Raw genomic sequence first — 22,743 nt, forward strand, 5'->3', positions numbered from 1 at the left:
AAAGAGATTTCATGTCAGACACGAACCGGCAATTCCAGAGCGTCCAGGTCCTGCCGTCCGACGCGTTCCGCGTCACCGACGGTGTCGCCTTTGGCGAAGCTCTGGCCTTTGCCGACGAACTCATCATGGACGACATCTACGAACTGTCGCCCGTCGCGCGCCCGCTGGCTCTGGCCTTGGCGGCAGAGGGGGACGGCGGCACGTTCCGGATCGCGTCGGGTGGACAGGTCGGCATGATCGGCAGCGACGTCTACCTCGACTGCTGCATCACCCTGATGGCCACCGACGGCAAGACCTACGAGGCTCTCGTACTGGTCGAGGTCGTGTCCGGCGGGGTGGAGGCGGTCTATATGCTGCCGCTTGCCAATCTGCTGCCCAACCACCCTTACCGGCTGGTCGGCGTCGATCGCCAGATCGCCACGACGCGCTTTGCCGAAGTGGCAAGCGTGTCGTTCACGCGGGGCACGCGGATCACGATGGCCTCGGGGGCGCAGGTGCCGATCGAAGATGTTCGCGTCGGCGACCGTGTGCTGACCCGCGACGACGGACCGCAGGTCGTGCGCTGGATCGGTGCGACGACCCTGCGCGCCGTGGGCGATTTCGCTCCGGTCGTGATCCGCAAAGGGGCGCTGCACAATGCCAACGATCTTGTCCTGTCGCCCGATCACCGCCTATTCGTCTATCAGCGGCAGGACCGGCTGGGGGCCGGGCGGCACGAGGTTCTGGTCAAGGTCCGCCACCTGATCAACGGCGACACGGTGTTTCAGCGGGACGGTGGATTCGTCGACTATTTCCAACTGCTCTTTGACCAGCACCAGATCATCTATGCCGAAGGGATCGCTGCCGAATCCCTGCTGATCGATCCGCGCACCCGCGCCGCCCTGCCCGATCATCTGGACGACAGCGTGCGGCGCGGTCATGCGCATCGGCACCACCTCGACTACGAGGTGCGGGAATCGATGTTGAGCGCCGGTGACGCCGTGGCGCTACTGCGCCGCGCCTCTTCTGACTGACCTAATCTAGTCGGGGCGCCGCGTCCCGGCAAAGGTGCCGTCGAAGATGTCCTGCCCGGCAGGACCGGCGATGTCCCCGAACACAAGCCCTCTGGCCGCCGTCTGGCCCTGCGCCAGGAACTCGCCTTCAAGCGTGGCGTCGATGACATAGGTGCCGCGCGGCCCGGTCAGCGCGCCATCGACATCGCCGTCAAAGCTGTAGGCGACCGCCGCATCGGTATCGCGGTAGATGTTGCCGTTGGTGATCACCAGCGCACCGGCCAGGGTGCTGCGGTCGGCGGTTTCGAACCCTGTGGCCTGCTCGCGGATCTGGTCGAATCCCGCTCCGAAATTCACGTCGAGCGTCAGGTCGGCAAGGTACTGCGCCCGCGCCCCATCCACGCCCGTCGGCAGGTTGGCCCGCATGTAGCCGTCGTAATGCGCCCGTCCAGACACCGGCAGGCTGGCCGGAGGGCTGATTGGCGTGCCGTCCAGGAGGTCGTCGAACTGCCCCGGGCTCGGACGACCCGCGACATCGCCTCCGCCCCCACCGCCACACCCAGACAGGGCCATGAGGACACAAAGACCGAAGATCCGCATTGCAATATTCTCCACCCCGGACATCCGCTGAAACTGGAAGAACAGGGTTAAGATATCCTTAACCCTGTTCCAGTCCGGCAGCCTGTGGCGGCGAGACGATCAGCGCGAGGTGCGACCCAGCACGCCGTTCAGCCCGAATGTGCCGCCCGGCCGGCCGTTGACCGAGATGTTGCCCTCCATCGGAAACCCGATGTACTGACCGGACGATCCCTTGAAGCCGCCGTTGCGACCGCTGCCGTCCGTGATCCGGCCGTCGACGCCGATTGTCTGGCTGCCATAGGTCAGCGTGCCGCCGACATCGCCCAGGATCGACACCTGCGATGCGTTCAGATTGCGGTTCAGCACACCGTTGCGGATCGCCAGAGTGCCGCCCAGATCGGTGCCTTGCGAATCGACGAAATTGCCGATGGTGCCGCCGACGCGGTTTGTGCCGAAGTTCACGCCGACCTGGGCAAGCCCGCTGACCGGCACGCGGTTGGCGGCCGTCAGATCACCCGCTACGTAGCCCAGGTAGTTCGACGACCCGCTGACCGGCACGGCCGCCTTCGGCGTCACGCTGGCGGCGTTGTATCCCGGTGCCAGCTTTCCGGCCACCGTCTGGATTTCCGACAACGACAACCGACCGGACCCGCCCGCTGGCAGCAGGTTGTCGCCGGGGAAGGCTGCGGAATTGCCCGGCAGCGGCACGGTGGTGCCACCGCAGGCCGCAAGCGCGGCCAAGGCACCGACACAGAATGTCATACGCAGTTTAGAGATCACGGCAGGATCCTCCACAAAAGGTGGTCCCCGCAGGGTGCGGGGGCCTTGGATGGAAGCATCCAGCGCGTAAGAAGTGCTAGGCAAAGGCGGTCGATTGCTATCGGATATCAGCCGGCATCCCTAGCCGGCTGATCCGCGCTTAATTTTAATTTTCACCTGTGATAATGAAATCCACGATCGCGGTCTTGCCGTTGACGGTCGCAGTCATGTTGGGCGCGCCTGCCTGATCCACGGCCGACCCGACCGTGCCGCTGACCGCCGTGATGCCCCGCGTGCGGATGGCACCGCTCGTGCGGTTGCCCCAGAACCCACCCACCGCGTCGCCCTGCATGGCGATGGTGTCGCCGCCCGCATCGAGGCTGCCCTGATAAGACAAGCTCAATTCAACCGGATTGGTTGCCGTGTCGATCTGACCACCGGAATAGGTCAGTTTGCCGGGGGCCAAGATGCCTCGGTTGGCGCTGTTGTAGCCGCGAAAACCCGTTGCCGTGCCAATGACGCGTTCATTTGCGAAGTTCACGGTCAGGCTCGACTTACCGATCAGATAATATTGCGCCTTGCCCTGCTTTGCGATGATGGTTGCCCCGCCGGTGAATGTCGAAGTTCCTGGGGTCGGAAGATTGGCTACTGTGGTCGGCTGATAGCCCCTGATCCGATCGAGGCCGGCCTGAACCTCTATGACATCGGACCGGAATTGCTCGAAGGTAGGCGCGCCAAGAGAGGTCGGGACCACCGGCGTCATGTCGGTTCCGGACCCGCCACAGGCCGCCAGAAATGCCAGCGTGGCAGCGCAAGCAAGTATCTTCATGATGACACCCTTTGAAATTCAAATCTGGACAGCACCTTAATTCATGGATTGATTCCTGCAACTTCAATTACGAGGGGCTGCGCGCAGGGTCCACGTCCGCCGGACAGGCGTCGCAACCTCAAACCGCTTTGCAATCCGGACCCGCATTGCCCTTGGGGCGGCCGCAGGATAAGGCGTCAGGCATGACAAATCGCCCTGCCCTGCCCGCTGAGATCGCCCGCCGCCGGACCTTTGCGATCATCTCGCATCCCGACGCCGGCAAGACGACCCTGACCGAGAAATTCCTGCTTTATGGCGGTGCCATCCAGATGGCTGGACAGGTCCGCGCCAAGGGCGAGGCACGGCGCACGCGATCCGACTTCATGCAGATGGAAAAGGACCGGGGAATCTCCGTCTCGGCCTCTGCCATGTCGTTCGATTTCGACGGCTACCGCTTCAATCTGGTCGACACCCCCGGCCACTCGGATTTCTCCGAGGACACCTACCGCACGCTGACCGCCGTGGACGCCGCTGTCATGGTGATCGACGGGGCCAAGGGCGTGGAATCCCAGACGCAGAAGCTGTTCGAGGTATGCCGCCTGCGCGACCTTCCGATCCTGACGTTCTGCAACAAGATGGACCGCGAAAGCCGCGATACCTTCGAGATCATCGACGAGATTCAGGAAAACCTCGCCATCGACGTGACACCGGCAAGCTGGCCGATCGGCAAGGGGCGCGAGTTCATCGGCACCTACGACATCCTGAACGACCGCCTCGACCTGATGGACCGCGCAGACCGCAACAAGGTGGCGCAGTCCGTGCGGATCAGCGGGCTGTCCGACCCGAAACTCAAGGACCTCATTCCGGCCGACCTGCTGGGCATCTTCCTTGAGGAAATCGAGATGGCGAAGGCGCTGATGCCAACGCTCGACCGTGACGCGATGCTGGCGGGCACCATGACGCCGATCTGGTTCGGGTCTGCGATCAACTCCTTTGGCGTCAAGGAGCTGATGCAGGGCATCAGCACCTATGGCCCGGAACCGCAGCCACAGCGCGCAGAGCCGCGCCAGATCGCCCCCGAGGAGACCGCCGTCACCGGCTTCGTCTTCAAGGTGCAGGCCAACATGGACCCCAAGCACCGCGACCGCGTCGCCTTCGTCCGCATGGCATCGGGCCACTTCGAGCGCGGCATGAAACTGACCCATGTGCGCAGCAAGAAGCAGATGGCCGTCACGAACCCCGTCATGTTCCTGGCCGCCGACCGCGAGTTGGCAGAGGAAGCCTGGGCCGGCGACATCATCGGCATCCCCAACCATGGGCAGCTCCGCATCGGCGATACCCTGACCGAAGGCGAGAACCTGAAGGTCACGGGCATCCCGTCCTTTGCGCCGGAGTTGTTGCAGACCGCCCGGGCAGGCGATCCGATGAAGGCCAAGCATCTTGAAAAGGCGCTGATGCAATTCGCCGAGGAAGGCGCCGCCAAGGTCTTCAAGCCGACCTATGGGTCGGGCTTCATCGTGGGCGTTGTGGGGGCGCTTCAGTTCGAGGTGCTGGCCAGCCGGATCGAGCTGGAATACGGCCTGCCCGTCCGGTTCGAGGGATCGCAGTTCACGTCCGCCCGCTGGGTCCATGGCCCCAAGGATGCAGTCGAGAAATTCGCCGCCGCCAACAAACAGCACATCGCCTTGGACAATGATGGCGACACGGTTTTCCTGACCCGTCTGCAATGGGACATCGACCGTGTTGGCCGCGACTATCCCGACATTCGCCTGTCGGCGACCAAGGAAATGATGGTGTGACCCGCGGAACGGGCTTGTCCGGACCCGCGTGTGTTCCTATTCTGTTCGAAAGCCGAAAGGACTGACATGACCGCCCACCGCCCACGCTATGCCGAATTCTTCGCGGGTGCGGGCATGGTTCGGGCGGCGCTGTCGGGCGGCTGGGACCTGGCCTTCGCCAATGACATCGACGCGTCGAAATGCGCCGCCTACGGCGAGAATTGGGGCACGGACGGGTTGATCCACAGCGACATCGCCGCCTTGGATGCGGACCAGCTGCAACAATCCATCGACCTTTACTGGGCGTCCAGCCCGTGTCAGGATCTGAGCCTGGCAGGCCATCGCACGGGGTTGGCGGGTGCGCGGTCGTCCACCTTCTTTGCGTGGATCCGACACATCAAGACAGCCCGCGACGCCGGTTTCGCCCCCCGTGTCCTTGCGTTCGAGAACGTGACCGGTCTGCTGTCCAGCCACGGCGGACGCGACTTTCAGGCTGTCGTCGCCGCCTTTGCCGACTGCGGCTATCGCTGCGGCGCGTTGGAGATCGACGCCCGCCATTTCCTGCCGCAAAGCCGCCCGCGGGTTTTCGTCATTGCCGTCCGCGACGGGCTGGCCCTGCCCGACGGTCTGACGCTGGACGGCGCGCAGGCCGCGTTCCACTCCGACCGCATCCGTGCCGCCCATGCCCGCCTGCCGCGCGCGTTGCAGCAAGCCTGGCTCTGGTGGTCGCTGCCGCAACCGGCCAAGCCCGATGCCGCATTGGCCGACCTGATCGACACCAACACCTTCGATGCCACTCTGCGGGTGGATCACGACCGCCTGCTGTCGTTGATGGCCCCGTCGCACAGCGCCCGCGTGCTGGACGCGGCCGACGCGGGCGGCCTGCACATCGGCATGGTCTACAAGCGCGGCCGCCCGTCAGGCGACGGCGGCACCGTCCAGCGGGCCGAGGTGCGGTTCGACGGAATCGCCGGCTGCCTGCGCACCCCCGGCGGCGGGTCGTCGCGGCAGACCGTGCTCATCATTCGCGACGGACAGATCGCCGCGCGTCTGTTGTCCACGCGCGAGGCGGCGCGCCTGATGGGCTTGCCCGACACCTACCGCTTGCCGACGCGCTTCAACGATGCCTACCGCCTGTCCGGCGACGGCGTTGCGGTGCCGGTGGTCAGGCACCTCGACACCCATCTGTTTCAGCCGATTCTGCGCCACAGTGCCCGCGTCCGGGCGGTGGCGTGATCGACCCCAAGACCTACCGCGCCCGTGCAATCCGCGACCTGACGGATCGGATCGGGGTCTACGCGCTTTGCGACCTCGACGGTGTGCCCATCTATGTAGGCCAATCGGTCGACGGCATCCGCAGCCGCGTGCGGCGGCACCTGACATCGGCGCGGTCCGACATCATCGCCAATCGCATGATCGACGTCTGGGAAATCGCCTACGTCAAAGCCTGGCCCGTCACCGACGCCGCGCTGATTCCGGGCATCGAGGCGTTCCTTTTCGCGACTTTCGATGCGCAGCATCAGTTGATGAACGGCCGCGCGATGGTCAGCGCCGTGGACCTGTCCGCCGACCTGCCGGACCCGCAGATCGTGCAGGTCATCGCAGAGGACGAGCGGCGGGATCGTCTGCGCCCGGCCCAACGGCTGCCGCGCCAGATCGCGCAGTATCTGTCGCTGGTGGACTATATCCAGACGGTAAAGGACGAACGCCACCTGAAACGCTCGCTTCAGGCACATTTCGACCGGCTGATCGCCTATCACGAGACGTTTCTGTCCTGACGCCTTTACGAGGGGTTAATCCTTCTGCGCGAGTGTCGGAGCATACGCTGGCTTGCCCTCATCGTGATTCTCTCTGCCTGCGTCCCGATCGACGCAGAGGTGCTGCGAGGCTACGATGACTGGCGCGGCACGACGACCCTCATGACCCATGAACGCGAAATCCACCGCAGCCCGGACGGCGACGGCCTGATGGCCGCCCGACCAGTGGTCATCATGGGTGCCGACGGACGCGCCTACGGTGTGCTGACCGATGTGCGGCGGCGGGACGCCAATGGCCCGGCCATCGACCGCATGACCTCCGGCGACATCCCCCTCGTCTACACCGCCCATGACCGACGCCTGACGCATTGCATCGACGGCTGCCAACCGGCAGAGGTCGGCATCATCACGTTAAGCGAGCGTGCCTTTCGCACGGCCGCCGTCACCGGTCTGCCGCTGCGGGCCTGGGGCCTGCGTGGTCGATATGACGGCACGGTCCCGGCAGAGGCTTTTGCACGCGTGCTGGCAGAAGCGGATACGATCCGATAGTGTGTCGTCATGCCCCTGCAGAATCGCGTCTTGCCGACGCAAGAGATCGTCGCTCTTTCCGCCCGCGGCACCCTGACGGGCAATCGCGGCATCCTGCACCGCGACGACCGCACGCTCGGCCGCGCGCGCTGGACTCACAAGGCGTGGATCTGCTGCACTCTGGATTGGAAAGGCCTGCGCCGACGGGTGATGACCGGCCGCACATGGACGGAACTGTTCTTTCTGGACGAGGCGACAGCCCTTGCCGCCGGTCACCGCCCCTGTGCCCGGTGTCGTCGCACGGCCTACATGCGGTTTCAGGACGCCTGGACCGCGGCGACCGGCGAGCGCGTCACGGCCCAGCAGATCGACGCTGCCCTGCATGCTGCGCGCCTGGCACCAGATCGCCGACAGCGACGACACCGAGCCGACTGTGGCAAATTGCCCGATGGCACCCTGATCCTGTGGCAGGATCGACCGCATCTGGTCCGCGCGGGTGCTGCCCTGCCATGGACGCCTGACGGCTACGGCGCGCCTGCAGACATGAAAAAGGGGACAGAGGTGATCGTCCTAACCCCTGCCCCCCTCGTGGCCGTGTTGCAGGCAGGCTATGCGCCAGCGATGCACGACACGGTTCCGGGATGATCTACGCGAGCGTCGCATCCATCGTAATCTCTGCATTCAGCAGCTTGCTGATCGGGCAGCCCTTTTCCGTAGCGCGTGCGACTTCCTGAAACTCGTCGTCCGAGATGCCGGGAATGGTCGCGGTGACTTCGATATGGGCCTTCGTCACGGCAAAGCCGCCATCGACCTCTTCCAGCGACACGGTCGACTTGCTGTCGATCGCATCGGCGGTATAGCCCTTCTCGCCAAGGTTCAGCGCCATCGCCATTGCAAAACAGGCGGCATGGGCCGCACCCACAAGCTCTTCCGGGTTGGTGCCGGGACCATCCTCGAACCGCGCCTTGAAGCCGTAGGGATGATCCGTCAGCGCTTGCGTCTGGGTCGAGACCTTGCCGGTCCCGTCCTTCAGCGTGCCCTGCCAGTTTGCCGTGCCATGCTTCCTGATCATGTCGTGTCCTTTCAAAACAATCCTGTCCCAACGCGGCGGGCACCCGGGCTGTTCCCGGCTGCAAGTCCGGTCGCCGTAAACCTTGACGATTGCCCGACAAAGGCGTAACGGCAGGCCAGTCGAACGCCTCGGCAATCTGGTCGGGCGGGCCGCGCAGTTCTGCGGCCACACAAAGCCGCATCTGCGAAAGGGCTCCATGATTAAGTTTTCCGACCTCAACCTTGACCCCAAGGTTCTCAAGGCAATCATCGACACCGGGTATGAAATTCCGACACCGATCCAGGCGGGCGCCATTCCCCCCGCTTTGGAAGGCCGTGACGTGCTTGGGATCGCCCAGACCGGGACAGGCAAGACCGCCAGTTTCACGCTGCCAATGATCACCCTGCTGGGCCGGGGCCGCGCCCGCGCGCGGATGCCACGCTCTCTCGTGCTGGCACCGACCCGCGAACTCGCCGCACAGGTGGCGGAAAACTTCAACGCCTATGCAAAATATACAAAGCTGACCAAGGCATTGCTGATCGGCGGGACCTCTTTTAAGGAACAGGACCAGTTGATCGACAAGGGCGTCGATGTGCTGATCGCCACCCCCGGTCGCCTGATCGACCATTTCGAACGTGGCAAGCTGATCCTCTCGGACGTCAAGATCATGGTCGTGGATGAAGCCGACCGGATGCTCGACATGGGGTTCATCCCGGATATCGAACGCATCTTCCAGATGACGCCCTTCACCCGGCAGACGCTGTTCTTCTCGGCCACGATGGCACCCGAGATCGAGCGGATCACCAACACCTTCCTGTCCAATCCCGCCAAGATCGAGGTGGCCCGCGCCGCCACCACCGGCGAGAACATCAAGCAGGGCGTGGTGATGTTCCAGGGCACCCACAAGACCAAGGCCGACGCTGAAAAGCGCGAGTTGCTGCGCCGCCTGATCGCCGCCGAAGGCGACGCCTGCTCCAACGCGATCATCTTCTGCAACCGCAAGTCCGATGTGGACGTGGTGGCCAAGTCACTGAAAAAGCACGGGATGAACGCCGAACCGATCCACGGCGATCTTGACCAGTCGCACCGGACCCGCACCCTTGACGGGTTCCGCGACGGGTCGATCCGGTTTCTCGTCGCCTCGGACGTGGCCGCCCGTGGCCTTGATATTCCTGCTGTCACGCATGTGTTCAACTTCGACGTGCCCAGCCATGCAGAGGATTACGTACACCGCATCGGCCGCACGGGTCGCGCCGGCCGCACCGGCACCGCGATCATGATCTGCGCGCCGCGTGACGAAAAGAACCTGGCCGATGTCGAACGTCTGGTGCAGAACGCCATTCCGCGCCTCGACAACCCGATGGGGGCCGCGACGCCGCCGACGACCACGGCACCCATTGACGACGTCGATGCCCCGCGCGAGGTCAAGCCTCGCCGCCAGCGGACCCGTGGTCCCCGCAATGCAGCCCCGACGCCCGTGGTAGAGGCGACCGTGGCCGAGGTGCCGGCAGAGGTCGCCGAAGAGGCAGAGGCTGCCCCGGTTGCCGAAACAGCTTCGCCTGAACCGGTCGCACAGCCCCAGCGTGAAGACCGCCCCGCCCGTAGCGATCGCCGCCCTCGCGGTGGCGAGCGGACCGGTGGGGACCGTGAGCGGCCCGCACCGGATCGCAACGAGCGTCCCTCGCCCGACCGCGCCTCCAACGATCGCGGTGGACGCGATCAGGAGCCGCGGGACCGGGCCGACGGCGATCGTGGCGGCCGTGGACGCGGCAACGACCGCTCTGGTGGCCGTCAGGACAACGTCGTCGGCATGGGTGACGACACTCCCGAGTTCATCGCGAAAAGCTTTGCGGAACGCAGCGGGGCCTGACCCCGCTGCGCATCCTCCCGCCGATGTGACCCGTGCGGGGTCGACGCGAGCCGGCACGCACGGCACCATCAGGTGAAAACAGGATGACTGCGCGCCCCATGTTGAAATTCCTTCTGATACCAATGGCCTTGCTGGCAACGCCGGCCCTGGCCGACGTCTGCGCAAGCACTGTCGAATCGATCGACCTCCAGATCGACACCGAGACGTTGACCGTCTCGCCCGCACCGACCACCCGGCGCGAGCGTCTGCTGAACTTTCCTGCCCGATCCTTCGACTGGGTGACCGGCCACCAGCGCACCTGCACGAGCGAGGAGGTCTTTGCCCTGCTGTCGCAGATCGAGCCTGTGGACGACATGTGTCTGCAATACGCCGACGACGACGCGGGCTACCTGCTGGTGCCCGGTCCGCGCAATTTCCGCGGGCGTTGCTCCTCGGGCGGAATCTGCACGAAGGTGAATGGCACGAAGGACGCCCTCACCTCGGCCACGGGGGCCATCGTCGGCACGATCCTCGGCACAGGCACATCGACGCTCAGCAAGGTGACGCACAGTTCCGGGGCGGTGGTGCTGTCGGGAACCGGCGCCTCCGTCGGCAGCACGCTCGGGACGGCGGCGACCGGTGCGGTCACGGCGGTCGGTGCGCCTGTCGCGATCGGCGCTGCGGCGGTGACGGCGGTCGCCGTTGGTGGCGCGGTCTACGTCTGTTCCGAATAGGATTTCCCAGCGGACGGCAGTGCGCGGACGACATGGGGGCGCGGCCCACATACCCCCGGGATATTTCCGACCAGAAGAATAGAAGACCTCGAAACAAAAAAGGCGCCGGCCCGTGAGGACGACGCCTTTACTTGCTGATCGGTCTGGCTCAGCCGAGGCGGCTGATCACCACGATGACTTCGGGCTTCTTGCCGATCTCGCCCTGGGCAGAGCGGCGCGCGATGTTCTTGAGCTCTTTCTCCAGCTTCACGTCGTCGCGGATCGTCTTGGCATCGGCGCGACCGATGAACTGCGCCAGATCCGCCTCCATCACCTCGGCCAGCGCCGCGTCGGACCGGCCGGTTTCGGCCAGGCCCGAGATCTCGACCCAAGGGTCGCCCAGCGGCTCGTCGTTTTCGTCGATGATCAATGTGACCACCGCGACGCCGTTCAGCGCCATGCGGATGCGGTCGCGCACCACGCCGTCCATCGCGCCGATCTGGACCGATCCGTCCAGATAGGTGCGCCCGGTCTCGACATATTCGGCCACAGTGGGCTGGTTGCCGCTGAGGTCGATCATCATGCCGTTCACGGCCACGATCCCCGGCAGGCCGGTCAGACCGGCCACCTTCACATGCTCGCGCAGGTGGCGGTGTTCGCCGTGCATCGGGATCAGGAACTGCGGCTTGATCAGCGCGTGCATGGTTTCCAGATCGGGGCGGTTCGCGTGACCAGAGACGTGATACTTGCCGCCATTGTCGTCGACGATGTCCACACCCAGCTCGCTCAGCTGGTTCATGATGCGGATCACGCCCTTCTCGTTGCCGGGAATGGTCTTGGATGAGAAGAGGAACGTGTCCCCTTCCTTCAGGTTCAGCCCCAAATAGCTGCCTTGGCTGAGTTGCGAAGAGGCCGCGCGGCGTTCGCCCTGCGATCCGGTGACAAGCAGCATCAACTGGTTGCGGGGCAAGTTCTGCGCCTCTTCCGGGGGCACGGTATGGGGGAAATCGGTCAGCAGGCCGGTTTCCTTCGCCGCCTCGACCATGCGATTCATCGACCGGCCCAACAGGCAGACCTTCCGGCCAGCCGCCACGGCGGCGTCGGCCAGCGTCTTCAATCGGGCGATGTTGGACGCGAAGGTCGTCGCGGCAACCATGCCGGCGGCGTTCTGCATCAGTTCGGTGATCGCCGGGCCGATGGTGACCTCTGACCGGCCCGCGTGGGGCGAGAAGATGTTGGTACTGTCGCAGACCAGCGCCTTGACGCCGACGCGACCGATCTCTTCCCAGACGGCGGCGTTGAACGGGTCGCCGACCACGGGCGTCATGTCCACCTTGAAGTCGCCGGTATGCACGATCCGGCCACCGGCCGAATCGATCACCAGACCCGCACTTTCGGGGATGGAGTGGCTGATCGGGACATAGGACACTTTGAACGGGCCGCAGTCGATCACCGCCGGATAGGGTTCGACGACCGTGACGGTGTTGTCCGACAGGCCGTGTTCCTGCAGCTTGCGCCGGGCGATGTTGGCGGTGAACTTGCGCGCATAGATCGGCGCGCCAAGCTGCTGCCACAGCAGGCCGACGGCGCCGACATGGTCTTCGTGCGCGTGGGTGATGAAGATGCCGTCGATCTGCGCGCGCCTGTCGCGCAACCAGCTGATGTCGGGGTAGATCAGGTCGACGCCCGGCGTGCCGTCCATGTCCGGGAATGTCACGCCCAGATCGACGACGATCAGGCGTTCCTTACCCTTCGGGCCGTAGCCGTAGACGTAGCAGTTCATGCCGATCTCTCCGGCACCGCCAAGCGCCATGTAGATCAGCCGGTCGTTTGCTTTTGCAGCACTCATGTATGGTCCTTGTTGTATTGGTGGATGACGGTCAGCCCGTGCATCGTCAGGTCATCCTCGACCCGGTCAAATAATTGGTCGCCTGTGGCAAAGAGTGAGGCCAGTCCACCGGTCCCGATGACGGTCATCTCTCGGCCGCGTTCGGCTTTGATCCGTGCGGTTATCTCTTTCACGAGGCCAATGTAACCCCAGAACGCACCGGACTGCATGCAGGCCACGGTGTTCGTGCCGATCACGCGGTCCGGTCGGGTCACATCGACATGAGGTAGCGCCGCGGCGGCCATGTGAAAGGCCTCCAGGCTCACGTTCACGCCGGGGGCGATCACGCCGCCGACATAGGCACCGTCGTCGTCCACGACGTCCAGCGTCGTCGCCGTGCCGAAGTCCACCACGATCAGGTTGCCGCCGTGGCGGTCAAAGGCTCCGGCGGTGTTCACCAGCCGGTCAGGGCCGACGGCCGTGCCGGGATCGACACGCGGCCCGGTCGGCAACTTGCAGTCCGGCTTGCCAACGACCATCGGCCGGCAATTGAAGTAGCGGTCCGCCAGGACGCGCAGGTTGAAGACGACACGCGGCACCGTCGCGCTGACGATGACCTCGTCGATCCGGACGTCCACCTTCTGGGACTGCATCAGCGCCGTCAGCCACACGAAATACTGGTCCGCAGTACGCTGCCAATCGGTCTTGGTCCGCCAGGTCGCCAGAAACCGCGTCCCGTCCCAGACGGAGAACACGGTGTTCGTGTTGCCGCAGTCGATGGCCAGAAGCATGGATGCCCTCTTAGAAATAGATGTCGGCGGCGGGAATGACGCGTGGCCCCTCCGGCGTGATCAGCACGAGGTTTCCGTCGTTGTCGATGGTCTCGAACGTGCCGGTGATCTCATCCCGCGCGGTGCGGGCGGTGATGACCTCGCCCAGCCGTGCCGCGTGGCGCAGCCAGTCGGCGCGGATGATGTCGAAGTCGAACTCCCACAGCTTCGCCTCTTGCGTGGAAAAGTCATTGGCGAGCCGGACCAGGAAGTCCAGGGGTGCGACCTCTGGCCCACCCTCGCCCGTGACGCTGACAGGCGGGAAGGCCGCTTCGCGGACGCCCTGCGGCACATGGGCGAGGTTCACGCCGATGCCGATGGCCAGCCAGTCGACATAAGGTCCCTGCCCGCTGGTCTCCAGCAGGATGCCTGCGACCTTGCCGCCGTTCAGCAGCACGTCGTTGGGCCATTTCAGCGACAGTTTGGTCCGGTCGACATACATCGCAAGCGCCTCGAACAGGGCGACGGCGGCCATGAAGGATCGCAGGCTCGCCTGCTGGGCGGTGCAGTTCGGCCGGTAGATCAGGGTCGCGGCGAAATTGCCCGCAGGCGTCTGCCAGTCACGGCCCCGCCGCCCCCGCGCACCGGTCTGCGCATCCGCGACGATCCAGGTCGGGGCCTCAAGCGTCGGTGCAAGACGCGCCGCCTCGGCCATGGTCGAGTCGACGGATGTCAGGTGACGGCACAGCACACCCTCTGGCCAGAGGGTGTGTGTGGTCGGATCAGTTGACAAGGGCTGCGGCGGCGGCAGCCGCAATCGGCTCTATGCCGAACAGGTTCACGACGCCAAAGACCATGACGGCGGCAGAGGCCAGCAGGAAGCCCGTCAGGATCGGCTGGTTCGGCGCATCAAGCTTGTCCTGCTCTTCTCCGAAATACATGTAGAAGACGATGCGCAAGTAATAGAATGCACCGATGACCGACGCTATCGCGCCGGCCACTGCCAGCCAGGCCAGCCCCGCATCATAGGCGGCGCGCAGGACGTAAAGCTTGCCGAAGAAGCCGACCATCGGCGGCACACCCGCCAGGCTAAACATCAGAACCAGCATGGCCAGCGCGCGGGTCGGCTGGTCCTTGGCGTACATCCGCAGGCTTTGCACATCCGTCACCGGCTGTCCGTCGCGCTGCATGCCGAGGATGAACGCGAAGGTGCCGACGTTCATCGTGACGTAGATCGCCATGTAGATCAGCATCGCCTGCACGCCGAACGCGGTGCCGGCGGCCAGCCCCATCAGGGCGTATCCCATGTGCGCGATGGACGAATAAGCCATCAGCCGCTTGATGTCGCGCTGCCCGATCGCGGCGATGGACCCGAGGAACATCGACACGACGCTCAGGAACGCGACGATCTGCTGCCAGTCGCCGGTGATGCCGCCGAAGGCGTCGAACATCAGCCGCGCGAACAGCGCCATCGCCGCGACCTTGGGGGCGGTGGCGAAAAAGGCGGTGACCGGCGTGGGTGAACCTTCGTAGACGTCGGGCGTCCACATGTGGAAGGGCGCGGCAGAAACCTTGAACGCGAGGCCCGCAATCAGGAACACGAGGCCGAACAGCAGCCCCAGCGACGGCTGATCCTGGACGCCCAGGATGATGCCGCTGAACAGCGTCGTGCCGGTAAAGCCATAGACCAGCGACGCACCATACAGCAGCAGGCCCGACGACAGCGCGCCCAGCACGAAATACTTCAACCCGGCTTCGGTCGATTTCACGGAATCGCGGCGCAGGGAGGCGACGACGTAAAGCGCCAGCGATTGCAGTTCCAGCCCCATGTAGAGCGTCATCAGGTCGCCTGCACTGACCATCACCATCATGCCGACGACGGACAGCGCGACCAGCAGCGGGTATTCGAACCGCAGCAGGTTGCGGGCGGCCATGTAGTGCTCGCTCATCACCAGAACGGCGGCGGCGGACAGCAGGATCGTGATCTTGGCAAACCGAGAGAAGCCGTCGGAGACGAACATGCCGTCAAAGGCCGGCACGGCGGAACCCTGCCCCGAGGCGATCCAGGTCGCCATCAGCACGAAGACACCGGACGTCAGCCAGACCAGCAGGGACGCAGCCCCGTCCTTTACCGTGTAGACTGCGGCCAGCAGCGCCACCATCGCATAGACCGACAGGGTGATTTCCGGCAGGACGGTCTGGATATCGGCAGAAATCATGGGTCCGTTTCCTTAATTCGCGGCAACTTGAGAGGCTGCCTCGTAGGCCGCCTGCGCGGTGTCGTATTGACCGATCATCGCACTGACCGAGGGGCCGATGATGTCGGTCACAAGGCTCGGGTAGACCCCCAGCAACAAGGTCATGACGACCAGCGGTGCGAAGATCATCCGCTCGCGGCGGGACAGGTCGGTGATGGACCGCAACGCCTCCTTGATGAGGTCGCCCATGACGACCCGGCGGTAAAGCCACAGGCCGTAGGCCGCCGACAGGATCACGCCGGATGTGGCGACGACCGCGACCCAGGTATTTACCTGAAAGATGCCCATCAGCACGAGGAACTCCCCGACAAAACCCGAGGTGCCGGGCAAGCCGACGTTGGCCATCGTGAAGAACATGAAGATCATCGCATAGGCCGGCATCCGGTTCACGAGGCCGCCGTAAGCGTCGATGTCACGCGTGTGCATCCGGTCGTAGATCACGCCGACGCAGAGGAACATCGCACCCGAGATGAAACCGTGGCTGATCATCTGGAAGATCGCGCCATCCAGTCCCTGCTGGTTCACCGTGAAGATGCCCATCGTGACGAAACCCATGTGTGCCACCGACGAATAGGCGATCAGCTTCTTCATGTCCTGCTGCACGAGGGCGACCAGAGAAGTGTAGACGATGGCGATGGCCGACAGCCACAGCACCAGCGGCCCCATCACCTCTGACCCGACCGGGAACATCGGGAGGCTGAACCGCAGAAAGCCGTAGCCGCCCATCTTCAGCAGGATCGCGGCCAGCACGACCGATCCGGCGGTCGGGGCCTGGACGTGGGCATCCGGCAGCCAAGTGTGGACCGGCCACATCGGCATCTTCACGGCGAAGCTCGCGAAGAAGGCGATGAACATCAGCGTCTGCACGCCGCCGACGATGTTGATGCCCAGCACCGTGAGGTGGGCAAAGGGGAAGGTCGTGGTCATCAGCGTCGGGATGTCCGTAGTCCCCGCGATCGAGAACATCGCCACCATCGCGACCAGCATCAACACGGACCCGAGGAAGGTGTAGAGGAAGAACTTGAAGCTGGCGTAGATGCGGTTTGCCCCACCCCAGATGCCGATGATCAGGAACATCGGGATCAACCCGGCCTCGAAGAACAGATAGAACAGGATCAGGTCCAGCGCCATGAACACGCCCAGCATCAGTGTTTCCAGCACGAGGAAGGCGATCATGTATTCCTTGACGCGCGTGTCGACGCCCCAGCAGGCCCCGATCACCAGCGGCATGAGGAACGTCGTCAGCATGACGAACAGAACGGAAATCCCGTCCACACCCAGCTTGTAATTCAGGCCCAGCAGCCACGCCCGCTCTTCGACCATCTGGAAGCCGGTATCGGACGGGTCGAACTGGAACAGGATGAACAGCGAGATGAGGAAGGTGGCAGAGGTGGCAAAGAGCGCGACCCACTTGGCGTTTCGTTGGGCGGCCACGTCGTTACCGCGCAGGAAAAGCGCCAGAATGGCGGCCCCGATCAGCGGAATGAAGGTGGTGAGCGAGAGCAGGTTGCCCATCAGTTGGCCCCTCCGGTCAGGGTGACCCAGGTCAGCAGGGCCGCGATGCCCGCCACCATGGCAAAGGCGTAGGTGAACAGATAACCGGACTGCATCCGACCGGCGGCGCGCGTCAGGAACGGCACGATCCCGAGGGCGACACCGTTGATCCCGCCGTCGATGGTGCCTTCATCGCCGCGTTTCCACAGGAAACGGCCGATGGCCAACGCGGGCCGCACGAAGAGAAAGCCGTAGAGCTCGTCGAAATACCACTTGTTCAGCAGGAACTGGTACAGGTGCGACTGGTTCGCGGCCAGCTTGGCCGGCAGGTCAGGACGGCGAATATACATCTGATAGGCCGTCAGGAAGCCGATCAGCATGGCGACGAAGGGGCTGACCTTCACCCAGACCGGGCTTTCGTGCGCGCCATCCAGCGTGTGATTGTCAGGCCCGATGAAGATCGCACCGTCGCCGGGCGCGCCGCCAAAGGCAAAGTGATGCCCTTCGGTATCGGGATCGTCGCCGGCGTGACCTTCGGCGGTGATCGCCTCGACTGCACCACTGGCGTCGCCTTCGGTGACCTGCTCCAAGGCTTCCGCCGGACCTTCGCCCTGCGCCTCATCGGTTGCTGGCGCGCCCTCCTCGGCATGGACCTCGCCCGCGGCCGGAATGGCAAAGAAGGATGCGACCTTCTCGCTCTCTCCGAACATCGACCCGTACCAGACCATGCCAGAGAATACGGCACCGAGGCTCAGCACGCCCAGCGGGACAAGCATGACCATCGGGCTTTCGTGCGCGTGGTCATGCGTGTGGTGATCGCCGCGCGGTTTGCCGAAGAAGGTCATGAACATCAGGCGCCAGCTGTAGAAGCTGGTGAACAGCGCCGCGATGACCAGCAGCCAGAAACTGTAGGCGGTGCCGCCGGCCCATGCGCTTTCGATGACGGCGTCCTTGGACAGGAAGCCGGCGAACCCGATGTGGGTCAAGGGGATGCCGACGCCGGTGATCGCGAGCGTGCCGATCAGCATGGCGTAGAAAGTATAGGGTAGCTTGTGGCGCAACCCACCATAATTCCGCATGTCCTGTTCGTGGTGCATCCCGTGGATGACCGAACCGGCCCCAAGGAACAGCATGGCCTTGAAGAAGGCATGCGTCAGCAGGTGGAACATGGCGACGGAATAGACCCCGACACCGGCGGCCACGAACATATAGCCCAGTTGCGAACAGGTCGAATAGGCGATGACGCGCTTGATGTCGGTCTGCACCAGACCGACTGTCGCGGCAAAGAAGGCGGTCGATGCGCCGATGAACACGATCATCTGCTTGGCTTCTGGCGCGTATTCGAACAGCGGCGACATGCGGCAGACCAGGAATACGCCTGCGGTGACCATCGTCGCGGCGTGGATCAGCGCCGACACGGGGGTCGGACCTTCCATCGCGTCCGGCAGCCAGGTGTGCAGGAACAGCTGCGCCGACTTGCCCATCGCACCGATGAACAGCAGCACGCCGATCAGGTTGGCGGCGTTCCAGTCGGCCCACAGGAAAGATATCTGCGTCTGCGCGATCTCTGGCATCTGGGGAAAGATGTCGGCGAATTTCACGGATTCGGTCAGGAAGAACAACCCGAAGATCCCCAGCGCAAAGCCGAAGTCACCGACCCTGTTGACCACGAAGGCCTTGATCGCGGCAGCATTGGCCGACGGCTTGCGGTAGTAGAACCCGATCAGCAGGTAGGACGCGACGCCGACACCTTCCCAGCCAAAGAACATCTGGATCAGGTTGTCCGCCGTCACCAGCATCAGCATGGCGAAGGTGAAGAAGGACAGGTAGGCAAAGAACCGGGCGCGGTAGGGGGTGCCGTCGGAAAAGTTGTCGTCATGCGCCATGTAGCCGAAGGAATAGAGGTGCACGAGCGCCGAGACCGTCGTGATGACGATCAGCATGATCGCGGTCAGCCGGTCCATGCGTATCGCCCAGTCGGCCGACAGCGACCCGCTTTCGATCCACCGCAGAACCTGAATGTCCTGCGTCTGGCCATCGAAGCCAAGGAACACGACCCACGACAGGAACGCGGCGAGGAACAGTAGCGATGTGGCAACCCACTGGGCCGCCTTCTCGCCGATCATGCGCCAGGTGAAACCGCAGATCAGGGCACCGACAAGCGGTGCGAACAAGATGATCGTTTCCATGACTTCAGCCCTTCATCACGTTGACGTCTTCAACGTCGATGGTCCCGCGGTTGCGGAAGAAGCAGACAAGGATCGCAAGACCGATCGCGGCCTCTGCGGCGGCGACGGTCAGCACGAACAGCGTGAACACCTGCCCCACCAGATCGCCCAGGAAACTAGAAAACGCGACGAAGTTGATGTTCACCGCCAGCAACATCAGTTCGATGCTCATCAGCAGGATGATCACGTTCTTGCGGTTGAGAAACAACCCGAAGATGCCGATGACGAAGAGCGCCGCCGCCACCACAAGATAATGTTCCAGTCCGATCATGCCTTTGGTCCCTCTGGGCGTTTCGCCCTTCGTATTGGTCTTAGCCGAAGAAAGTGTAGCCGCCGCCGAAGACGACGATCAGCACGACGATGATGACGACGATTGTGGTGTTCGACATGTCAAAGTTCCTTTCAGACGGGCAGCCCCTACAGGCCCTGTCCCGGTTTCACGTCTTTCAATTCCATCGCGAGCTTGGGATCGCGATGCATCTGCGCCATGACGTTCTGGCGTTTCACATCGACCCGGTGGCGCAGCGTCAGCACGATCGCCCCGATCATCGCCACCAGCAGGATCAGCCCGGCCAGCTGGAACAGGATGATGTAGCGATCATAGATCAGCAGCCCGAGGCCGGTGGTGTTGTAGCTGTCCGGCACCGGGGCCAGCAACCGCGTGTCGATCCCGTCAGAAAAGCTCCACGCGCCGACCGCGATGGCCAACTGCATCAGCACCACGACCCCTATCAGCAGGCCCAGCGGCAGATACCGGGACATCTCGGCCTTCAGCTCGGCAAAGTCCACGTCCAGCATCATGACGACGAACAGGAACAGCACGGCGACGGCACCGACATAGACGATGATCAGCAGCATCGCGACGAATTCCGCACCCAGCGTGACGAACAGGCCCGCCGACGACAGAAAGGCCAGGATCAGCCACAGGACCGAATGGACGGGATTGCGCGACAGGACGGTCATCAGGCCGCCCATGATCGTGCTGATGGCGAACAGGTAGAAGGTGAAAACGAAAGGAGTCATGCCTGCGGGTCCTTCTTCATCACGTCATTGGCGATTTCCATCGCCTTCTGCATCGATGGCACGCCACCGAACATCGCAGCCATCGCAATCGTCTCCGCGACTTCCTTTTCCGTGGCCCCGGCCTCGACCAGATGGCGCACGGTCAGGCGCAACTGCGCCTCGGCCTGTGCACCCATGACCGTGAGACCCATCAGCGTCATCAGCAGCCGCGTCTTGGCGTCAAGCCCGTCCGGGTTCAATCCCTTGCCAAAGAATGTCTCCATCATCTCCTTGGGCATCGTCGGCCAAAGTGCCTCCATACCCTTGGACGTAAAGGTTTCCATCGCAGGATTGAGCTGTTTCACCCAGTCCTGTCCCAGCGTCATCATGACCTCGAAAGGGTTTCTTGCGTCGCTCATCGGTAAGGCGCGTCAAGTTCGAGGTTGCGGGCGATCTCGGATTCCCAGCGGTCGCCGTTGGCGAGCAGCTTTTCCTTGTCGTAGTAAAGCTCTTCCCGCGTCTCGGTACTGAATTCGAAGTTCGGCCCTTCGACGATCGCGTCGACCGGACAGGCTTCCTGGCAGAAGCCGCAGTAGATGCACTTGGTCATGTCGATGTCGTAGCGCGTCGTGCGGCGGCTGCCGTCGTCGGTGCGCGGGGCGGCGTCGATGGTGATCGCCTGCGCCGGGCAGATCGCCTCGCACAGCTTGCAGGCGATGCAGCGTTCCTCGCCGTTTGGATAGCGGCGCAGGGCGTGTTCACCGCGGAACCGGGGCGACAGCGGCCCCTTTTCATGCGGATAGTTCACGGTCGCCTTGGGGGCGAAGAAATACTTCATCCCCAGACCGAAGCCTTTCCAGAAATCCGACAGCAGAAAGTATTTCGCGGAACGGGCGTAGTCCATTTTCAAACTCCCCAAGTCCAGCGGGCCCAGAACCCGCCAAGGACTTCGAATTTTGCAAGGAACGCGATCAGCACGACCCAGCCAAGGGACAGCGGCAGGAAGACCTTCCAGCCGATCCGCATCAGTTGGTCGTAGCGATAGCGCGGGGTGATGGCCTTCACCATCGCGAACATGAAGAAGCACAGTGCCATCTTCAGCACCATCCACAGGATGCCGTCGGGCAGACCGGGGATCGGCGACAGCCAGCCGCCAAAGAACAGCAGCGACACCAGTGCGCACATCAGCACGACGGCCATCAGCTCGCCGATCATGAACAGCAGGAACGGGGTGGACGAGTATTCGACCTGATAGCCCGCGACCAGTTCCGATTCCGCCTCTGGCAGGTCGAAGGGAGGGCGGTTGGTTTCCGCCAGCGCCGAGATGAAGAACAGGAACAGCATCGGAAAATGCGCGACCCAGAACCACGACAGCAGGCCAGCGCCGCGTTGCGCCTCTACGATGTCGCCGAAGTTCATCGAACCCGCAGAGATGATGATGCCGATGATGATGAGGCCCAGCGAGACTTCATACGAAATCATCTGCGCCGCAGAGCGCAGCGATCCCAGGAACGGATACTTGGAGTTCGACGCCCAGCCGCCCATGATGATGCCGTAGACTTCCAGCGAGGAGACGGCGAAGACGAAGAGGATGGCGACGTTGATGTCTGACAGCACCCAGCCGTCGTTGAAGGGGATCACGGACCAGGCAATCACCGGCAGCACGAAGGCCAGCAGCGGAGCGATGAAATAGACCGCCTTGTCGGCACCAGCAGGCACCACGATCTCCTTGACGATATACTTCAGGAAATCCGCAAAGGACTGCAGAAGCCCCCAGGGGCCGACGACGTTGGGGCCTCGGCGCATCTGCACGGCCGCCCAGACCTTGCGGTCCGCATACATCAGCATGGCCAGCGCCAGCAGCAACGGGACCAGCAGCAGCAGGCACTGCGCCAGGATCAGCAGGACATTGCCCGTGTTCGTCGTGGTGAAGAAGTTGACCATAGTTCTCTCTGACCCTTCGTCCTCAGACCGTCGGTATGCTCGACGTGCCGCAATCCGCAACCGTGACCACCGCGTCGATGGTGGCCAATCCAGGCGGCAGGTCCGGCGAGATGGTGTAAACAGCATCCGCGCGCCAAGTGCCACCCTCTTCGGTCACGTTGGTGCGCACCAGACGCGCAAAACTGTAACCCCTGATCAACGCATATTGTGCCGCCGCACACTGCGCGTATGTCTCCACCGCTTCGGGTGTTGCAGCCCCGGTCAGCGCCACGTCGAAGTTCACCAGATCGCCGTCCAGCAAGCTGGTCTTGACCCCCAGATATGTCGGCCGCTGCGGCGCATCCGTGGCCTGGCCGCCGGCACAGCCGGCCAGCAGCGACGTCGCCAGCAGGCCCATCCGCACGC

At 63.7% G+C, this 22,743-nt stretch carries 24 protein-coding genes; 8 read left to right on the forward strand and 16 right to left on the reverse strand.

What is annotated here, in order from left to right; all coding sequences use genetic code 11:
* The first annotated feature begins 11 nt into the window (after nt 1-11).
* A complete protein-coding gene (locus ACOI1H_RS03740; RefSeq protein ID WP_422435384.1) occupies nt 12-1,013 on the forward strand; it encodes a Hint domain-containing protein in 1,002 nt (333 codons plus the stop codon).
* A 6-nt stretch (nt 1,014-1,019) separates the two neighbouring features.
* Here ACOI1H_RS03740 and ACOI1H_RS03745 read toward each other — a convergent pair whose 3' ends face one another.
* From ACOI1H_RS03745 to ACOI1H_RS03755, 3 genes are all read right to left on the reverse strand, one after another.
* The gene (locus ACOI1H_RS03745) at nt 1,020-1,607 is read right to left on the reverse strand and encodes a hypothetical protein (RefSeq protein ID WP_422435385.1); all 588 of its coding nucleotides are present in this window, start codon (nt 1,605-1,607) and stop codon (nt 1,020-1,022) included.
* 84 nt (nt 1,608-1,691) lie between these two features.
* Complete coding sequence (locus ACOI1H_RS03750; protein ID WP_422435386.1) at nt 1,692-2,351, reverse strand: hypothetical protein; 660 nt, start codon at nt 2,349-2,351, stop codon at nt 1,692-1,694.
* Between the two features lie 145 nt (nt 2,352-2,496).
* Nucleotides 2,497-3,159, reverse strand: a complete 663-nt coding sequence (locus ACOI1H_RS03755; RefSeq protein WP_422435387.1) for a hypothetical protein — start codon at nt 3,157-3,159, stop codon at nt 2,497-2,499.
* A gap of 182 nt (nt 3,160-3,341) precedes the next feature.
* On the opposite strand from ACOI1H_RS03755, the gene ACOI1H_RS03760 reads away from it, so the two are divergent.
* The 5 genes from ACOI1H_RS03760 (at nt 3,342) to ACOI1H_RS03780 (ending at nt 7,846) form a co-directional block, all read left to right on the forward strand.
* Complete coding sequence (locus ACOI1H_RS03760) at nt 3,342-4,937, forward strand: peptide chain release factor 3 (protein WP_422435388.1); 1,596 nt, start codon at nt 3,342-3,344, stop codon at nt 4,935-4,937.
* 66 nt (nt 4,938-5,003) lie between these two features.
* Nucleotides 5,004-6,152, forward strand: coding sequence for a DNA cytosine methyltransferase (locus tag ACOI1H_RS03765; RefSeq protein ID WP_422435389.1), 1,149 nt, complete (start codon nt 5,004-5,006; stop codon nt 6,150-6,152).
* On the forward strand, nt 6,149-6,694 hold the full coding sequence (locus ACOI1H_RS03770; protein ID WP_422435390.1) for a GIY-YIG nuclease family protein: 546 nt from the start codon (nt 6,149-6,151) through the stop codon (nt 6,692-6,694). The genes ACOI1H_RS03765 and ACOI1H_RS03770 overlap by 4 nt, the downstream gene beginning before the upstream one ends.
* A gap of 63 nt (nt 6,695-6,757) precedes the next feature.
* Complete coding sequence (locus ACOI1H_RS03775; protein ID WP_422435391.1) at nt 6,758-7,222, forward strand: hypothetical protein; 465 nt, start codon at nt 6,758-6,760, stop codon at nt 7,220-7,222.
* 9 nt (nt 7,223-7,231) lie between these two features.
* Nucleotides 7,232-7,846, forward strand: a complete 615-nt coding sequence (locus ACOI1H_RS03780; protein WP_422435392.1) for a hypothetical protein — start codon at nt 7,232-7,234, stop codon at nt 7,844-7,846.
* Nucleotide 7,847: 1 nt separating this feature from the next.
* Here the strand turns inward: ACOI1H_RS03780 and ACOI1H_RS03785 are convergent, their stop codons facing one another.
* Nucleotides 7,848-8,273: an OsmC family peroxiredoxin gene (locus ACOI1H_RS03785; RefSeq protein ID WP_422435393.1), complete on the reverse strand. Its 426-nt coding sequence runs from the start codon at nt 8,271-8,273 to the stop codon at nt 7,848-7,850.
* 196 nt (nt 8,274-8,469) lie between these two features.
* Between ACOI1H_RS03785 and ACOI1H_RS03790 the strand changes: the two genes are divergently transcribed.
* Both ACOI1H_RS03790 and ACOI1H_RS03795 read left to right on the forward strand, forming a co-directional pair.
* Nucleotides 8,470-10,122 carry a DEAD/DEAH box helicase gene (locus ACOI1H_RS03790; RefSeq protein ID WP_422435394.1) on the forward strand — a complete coding sequence of 551 codons (1,653 nt, stop codon included), beginning with the start codon at nt 8,470-8,472 and terminating at the stop codon, nt 10,120-10,122.
* Nucleotides 10,123-10,220: 98 nt separating this feature from the next.
* Nucleotides 10,221-10,835, forward strand: a complete 615-nt coding sequence (locus ACOI1H_RS03795; RefSeq protein ID WP_422435395.1) for a hypothetical protein — start codon at nt 10,221-10,223, stop codon at nt 10,833-10,835.
* A gap of 148 nt (nt 10,836-10,983) precedes the next feature.
* On the opposite strand, the gene ACOI1H_RS03800 is transcribed toward ACOI1H_RS03795, so the two are convergent.
* From ACOI1H_RS03800 to ACOI1H_RS03855, 12 genes are all read right to left on the reverse strand, one after another.
* Nucleotides 10,984-12,663, reverse strand: a complete 1,680-nt coding sequence (locus ACOI1H_RS03800) for a ribonuclease J (RefSeq protein ID WP_422435396.1) — start codon at nt 12,661-12,663, stop codon at nt 10,984-10,986.
* Entirely contained in the window at nt 12,660-13,433 is a 774-nt protein-coding gene (locus ACOI1H_RS03805; protein ID WP_422435397.1) for a type III pantothenate kinase, read from the reverse strand. Before ACOI1H_RS03805 ends, ACOI1H_RS03800 begins: the two co-directional genes overlap by 4 nt.
* 10 nt (nt 13,434-13,443) lie before the next feature.
* Complete coding sequence (locus tag ACOI1H_RS03810; RefSeq protein WP_422435398.1) at nt 13,444-14,205, reverse strand: biotin--[acetyl-CoA-carboxylase] ligase; 762 nt, start codon at nt 14,203-14,205, stop codon at nt 13,444-13,446.
* Nucleotides 14,195-15,631, reverse strand: a complete 1,437-nt coding sequence (gene nuoN / locus ACOI1H_RS03815) for an NADH-quinone oxidoreductase subunit NuoN (protein ID WP_422435399.1) — start codon at nt 15,629-15,631, stop codon at nt 14,195-14,197. Before nuoN ends, ACOI1H_RS03810 begins: the two co-directional genes overlap by 11 nt.
* 12 nt (nt 15,632-15,643) lie before the next feature.
* On the reverse strand, nt 15,644-17,185 hold the full coding sequence (locus ACOI1H_RS03820) for an NADH-quinone oxidoreductase subunit M (protein WP_422435400.1): 1,542 nt from the start codon (nt 17,183-17,185) through the stop codon (nt 15,644-15,646).
* Entirely contained in the window at nt 17,185-19,353 is a 2,169-nt protein-coding gene (gene nuoL / locus ACOI1H_RS03825) for an NADH-quinone oxidoreductase subunit L (protein WP_422435401.1), read from the reverse strand. The genes ACOI1H_RS03820 and nuoL overlap by 1 nt, the downstream gene beginning before the upstream one ends.
* 4 nt (nt 19,354-19,357) lie before the next feature.
* On the reverse strand, nt 19,358-19,663 hold the full coding sequence (gene nuoK / locus ACOI1H_RS03830; protein WP_090187326.1) for an NADH-quinone oxidoreductase subunit NuoK: 306 nt from the start codon (nt 19,661-19,663) through the stop codon (nt 19,358-19,360).
* Between the two features lie 146 nt (nt 19,664-19,809).
* Entirely contained in the window at nt 19,810-20,415 is a 606-nt protein-coding gene (locus ACOI1H_RS03835; protein WP_422435402.1) for an NADH-quinone oxidoreductase subunit J, read from the reverse strand.
* The gene (locus ACOI1H_RS03840; protein WP_422435403.1) at nt 20,412-20,813 is read right to left on the reverse strand and encodes a carboxymuconolactone decarboxylase family protein; all 402 of its coding nucleotides are present in this window, start codon (nt 20,811-20,813) and stop codon (nt 20,412-20,414) included. Before ACOI1H_RS03840 ends, ACOI1H_RS03835 begins: the two co-directional genes overlap by 4 nt.
* A complete protein-coding gene (nuoI, locus tag ACOI1H_RS03845; protein WP_422435404.1) occupies nt 20,810-21,298 on the reverse strand; it encodes an NADH-quinone oxidoreductase subunit NuoI in 489 nt (162 codons plus the stop codon). Before nuoI ends, ACOI1H_RS03840 begins: the two co-directional genes overlap by 4 nt.
* 2 nt (nt 21,299-21,300) lie before the next feature.
* Nucleotides 21,301-22,338, reverse strand: a complete 1,038-nt coding sequence (nuoH, locus tag ACOI1H_RS03850) for an NADH-quinone oxidoreductase subunit NuoH (RefSeq protein ID WP_422435405.1) — start codon at nt 22,336-22,338, stop codon at nt 21,301-21,303.
* A 22-nt stretch (nt 22,339-22,360) separates the two neighbouring features.
* Nucleotides 22,361-22,735 (reverse strand): hypothetical protein, encoded by a 375-nt coding sequence (locus tag ACOI1H_RS03855; RefSeq protein WP_422435445.1) that lies wholly within the window; start codon nt 22,733-22,735, stop codon nt 22,361-22,363.
* Nucleotides 22,736-22,743: the final 8 nt, after the last annotated feature.

Origin of the sequence: Loktanella sp. DJP18, assembly GCF_049310965.1 — a bacterium.
Lineage (GTDB): Bacteria > Pseudomonadota > Alphaproteobacteria > Rhodobacterales > Rhodobacteraceae > Loktanella.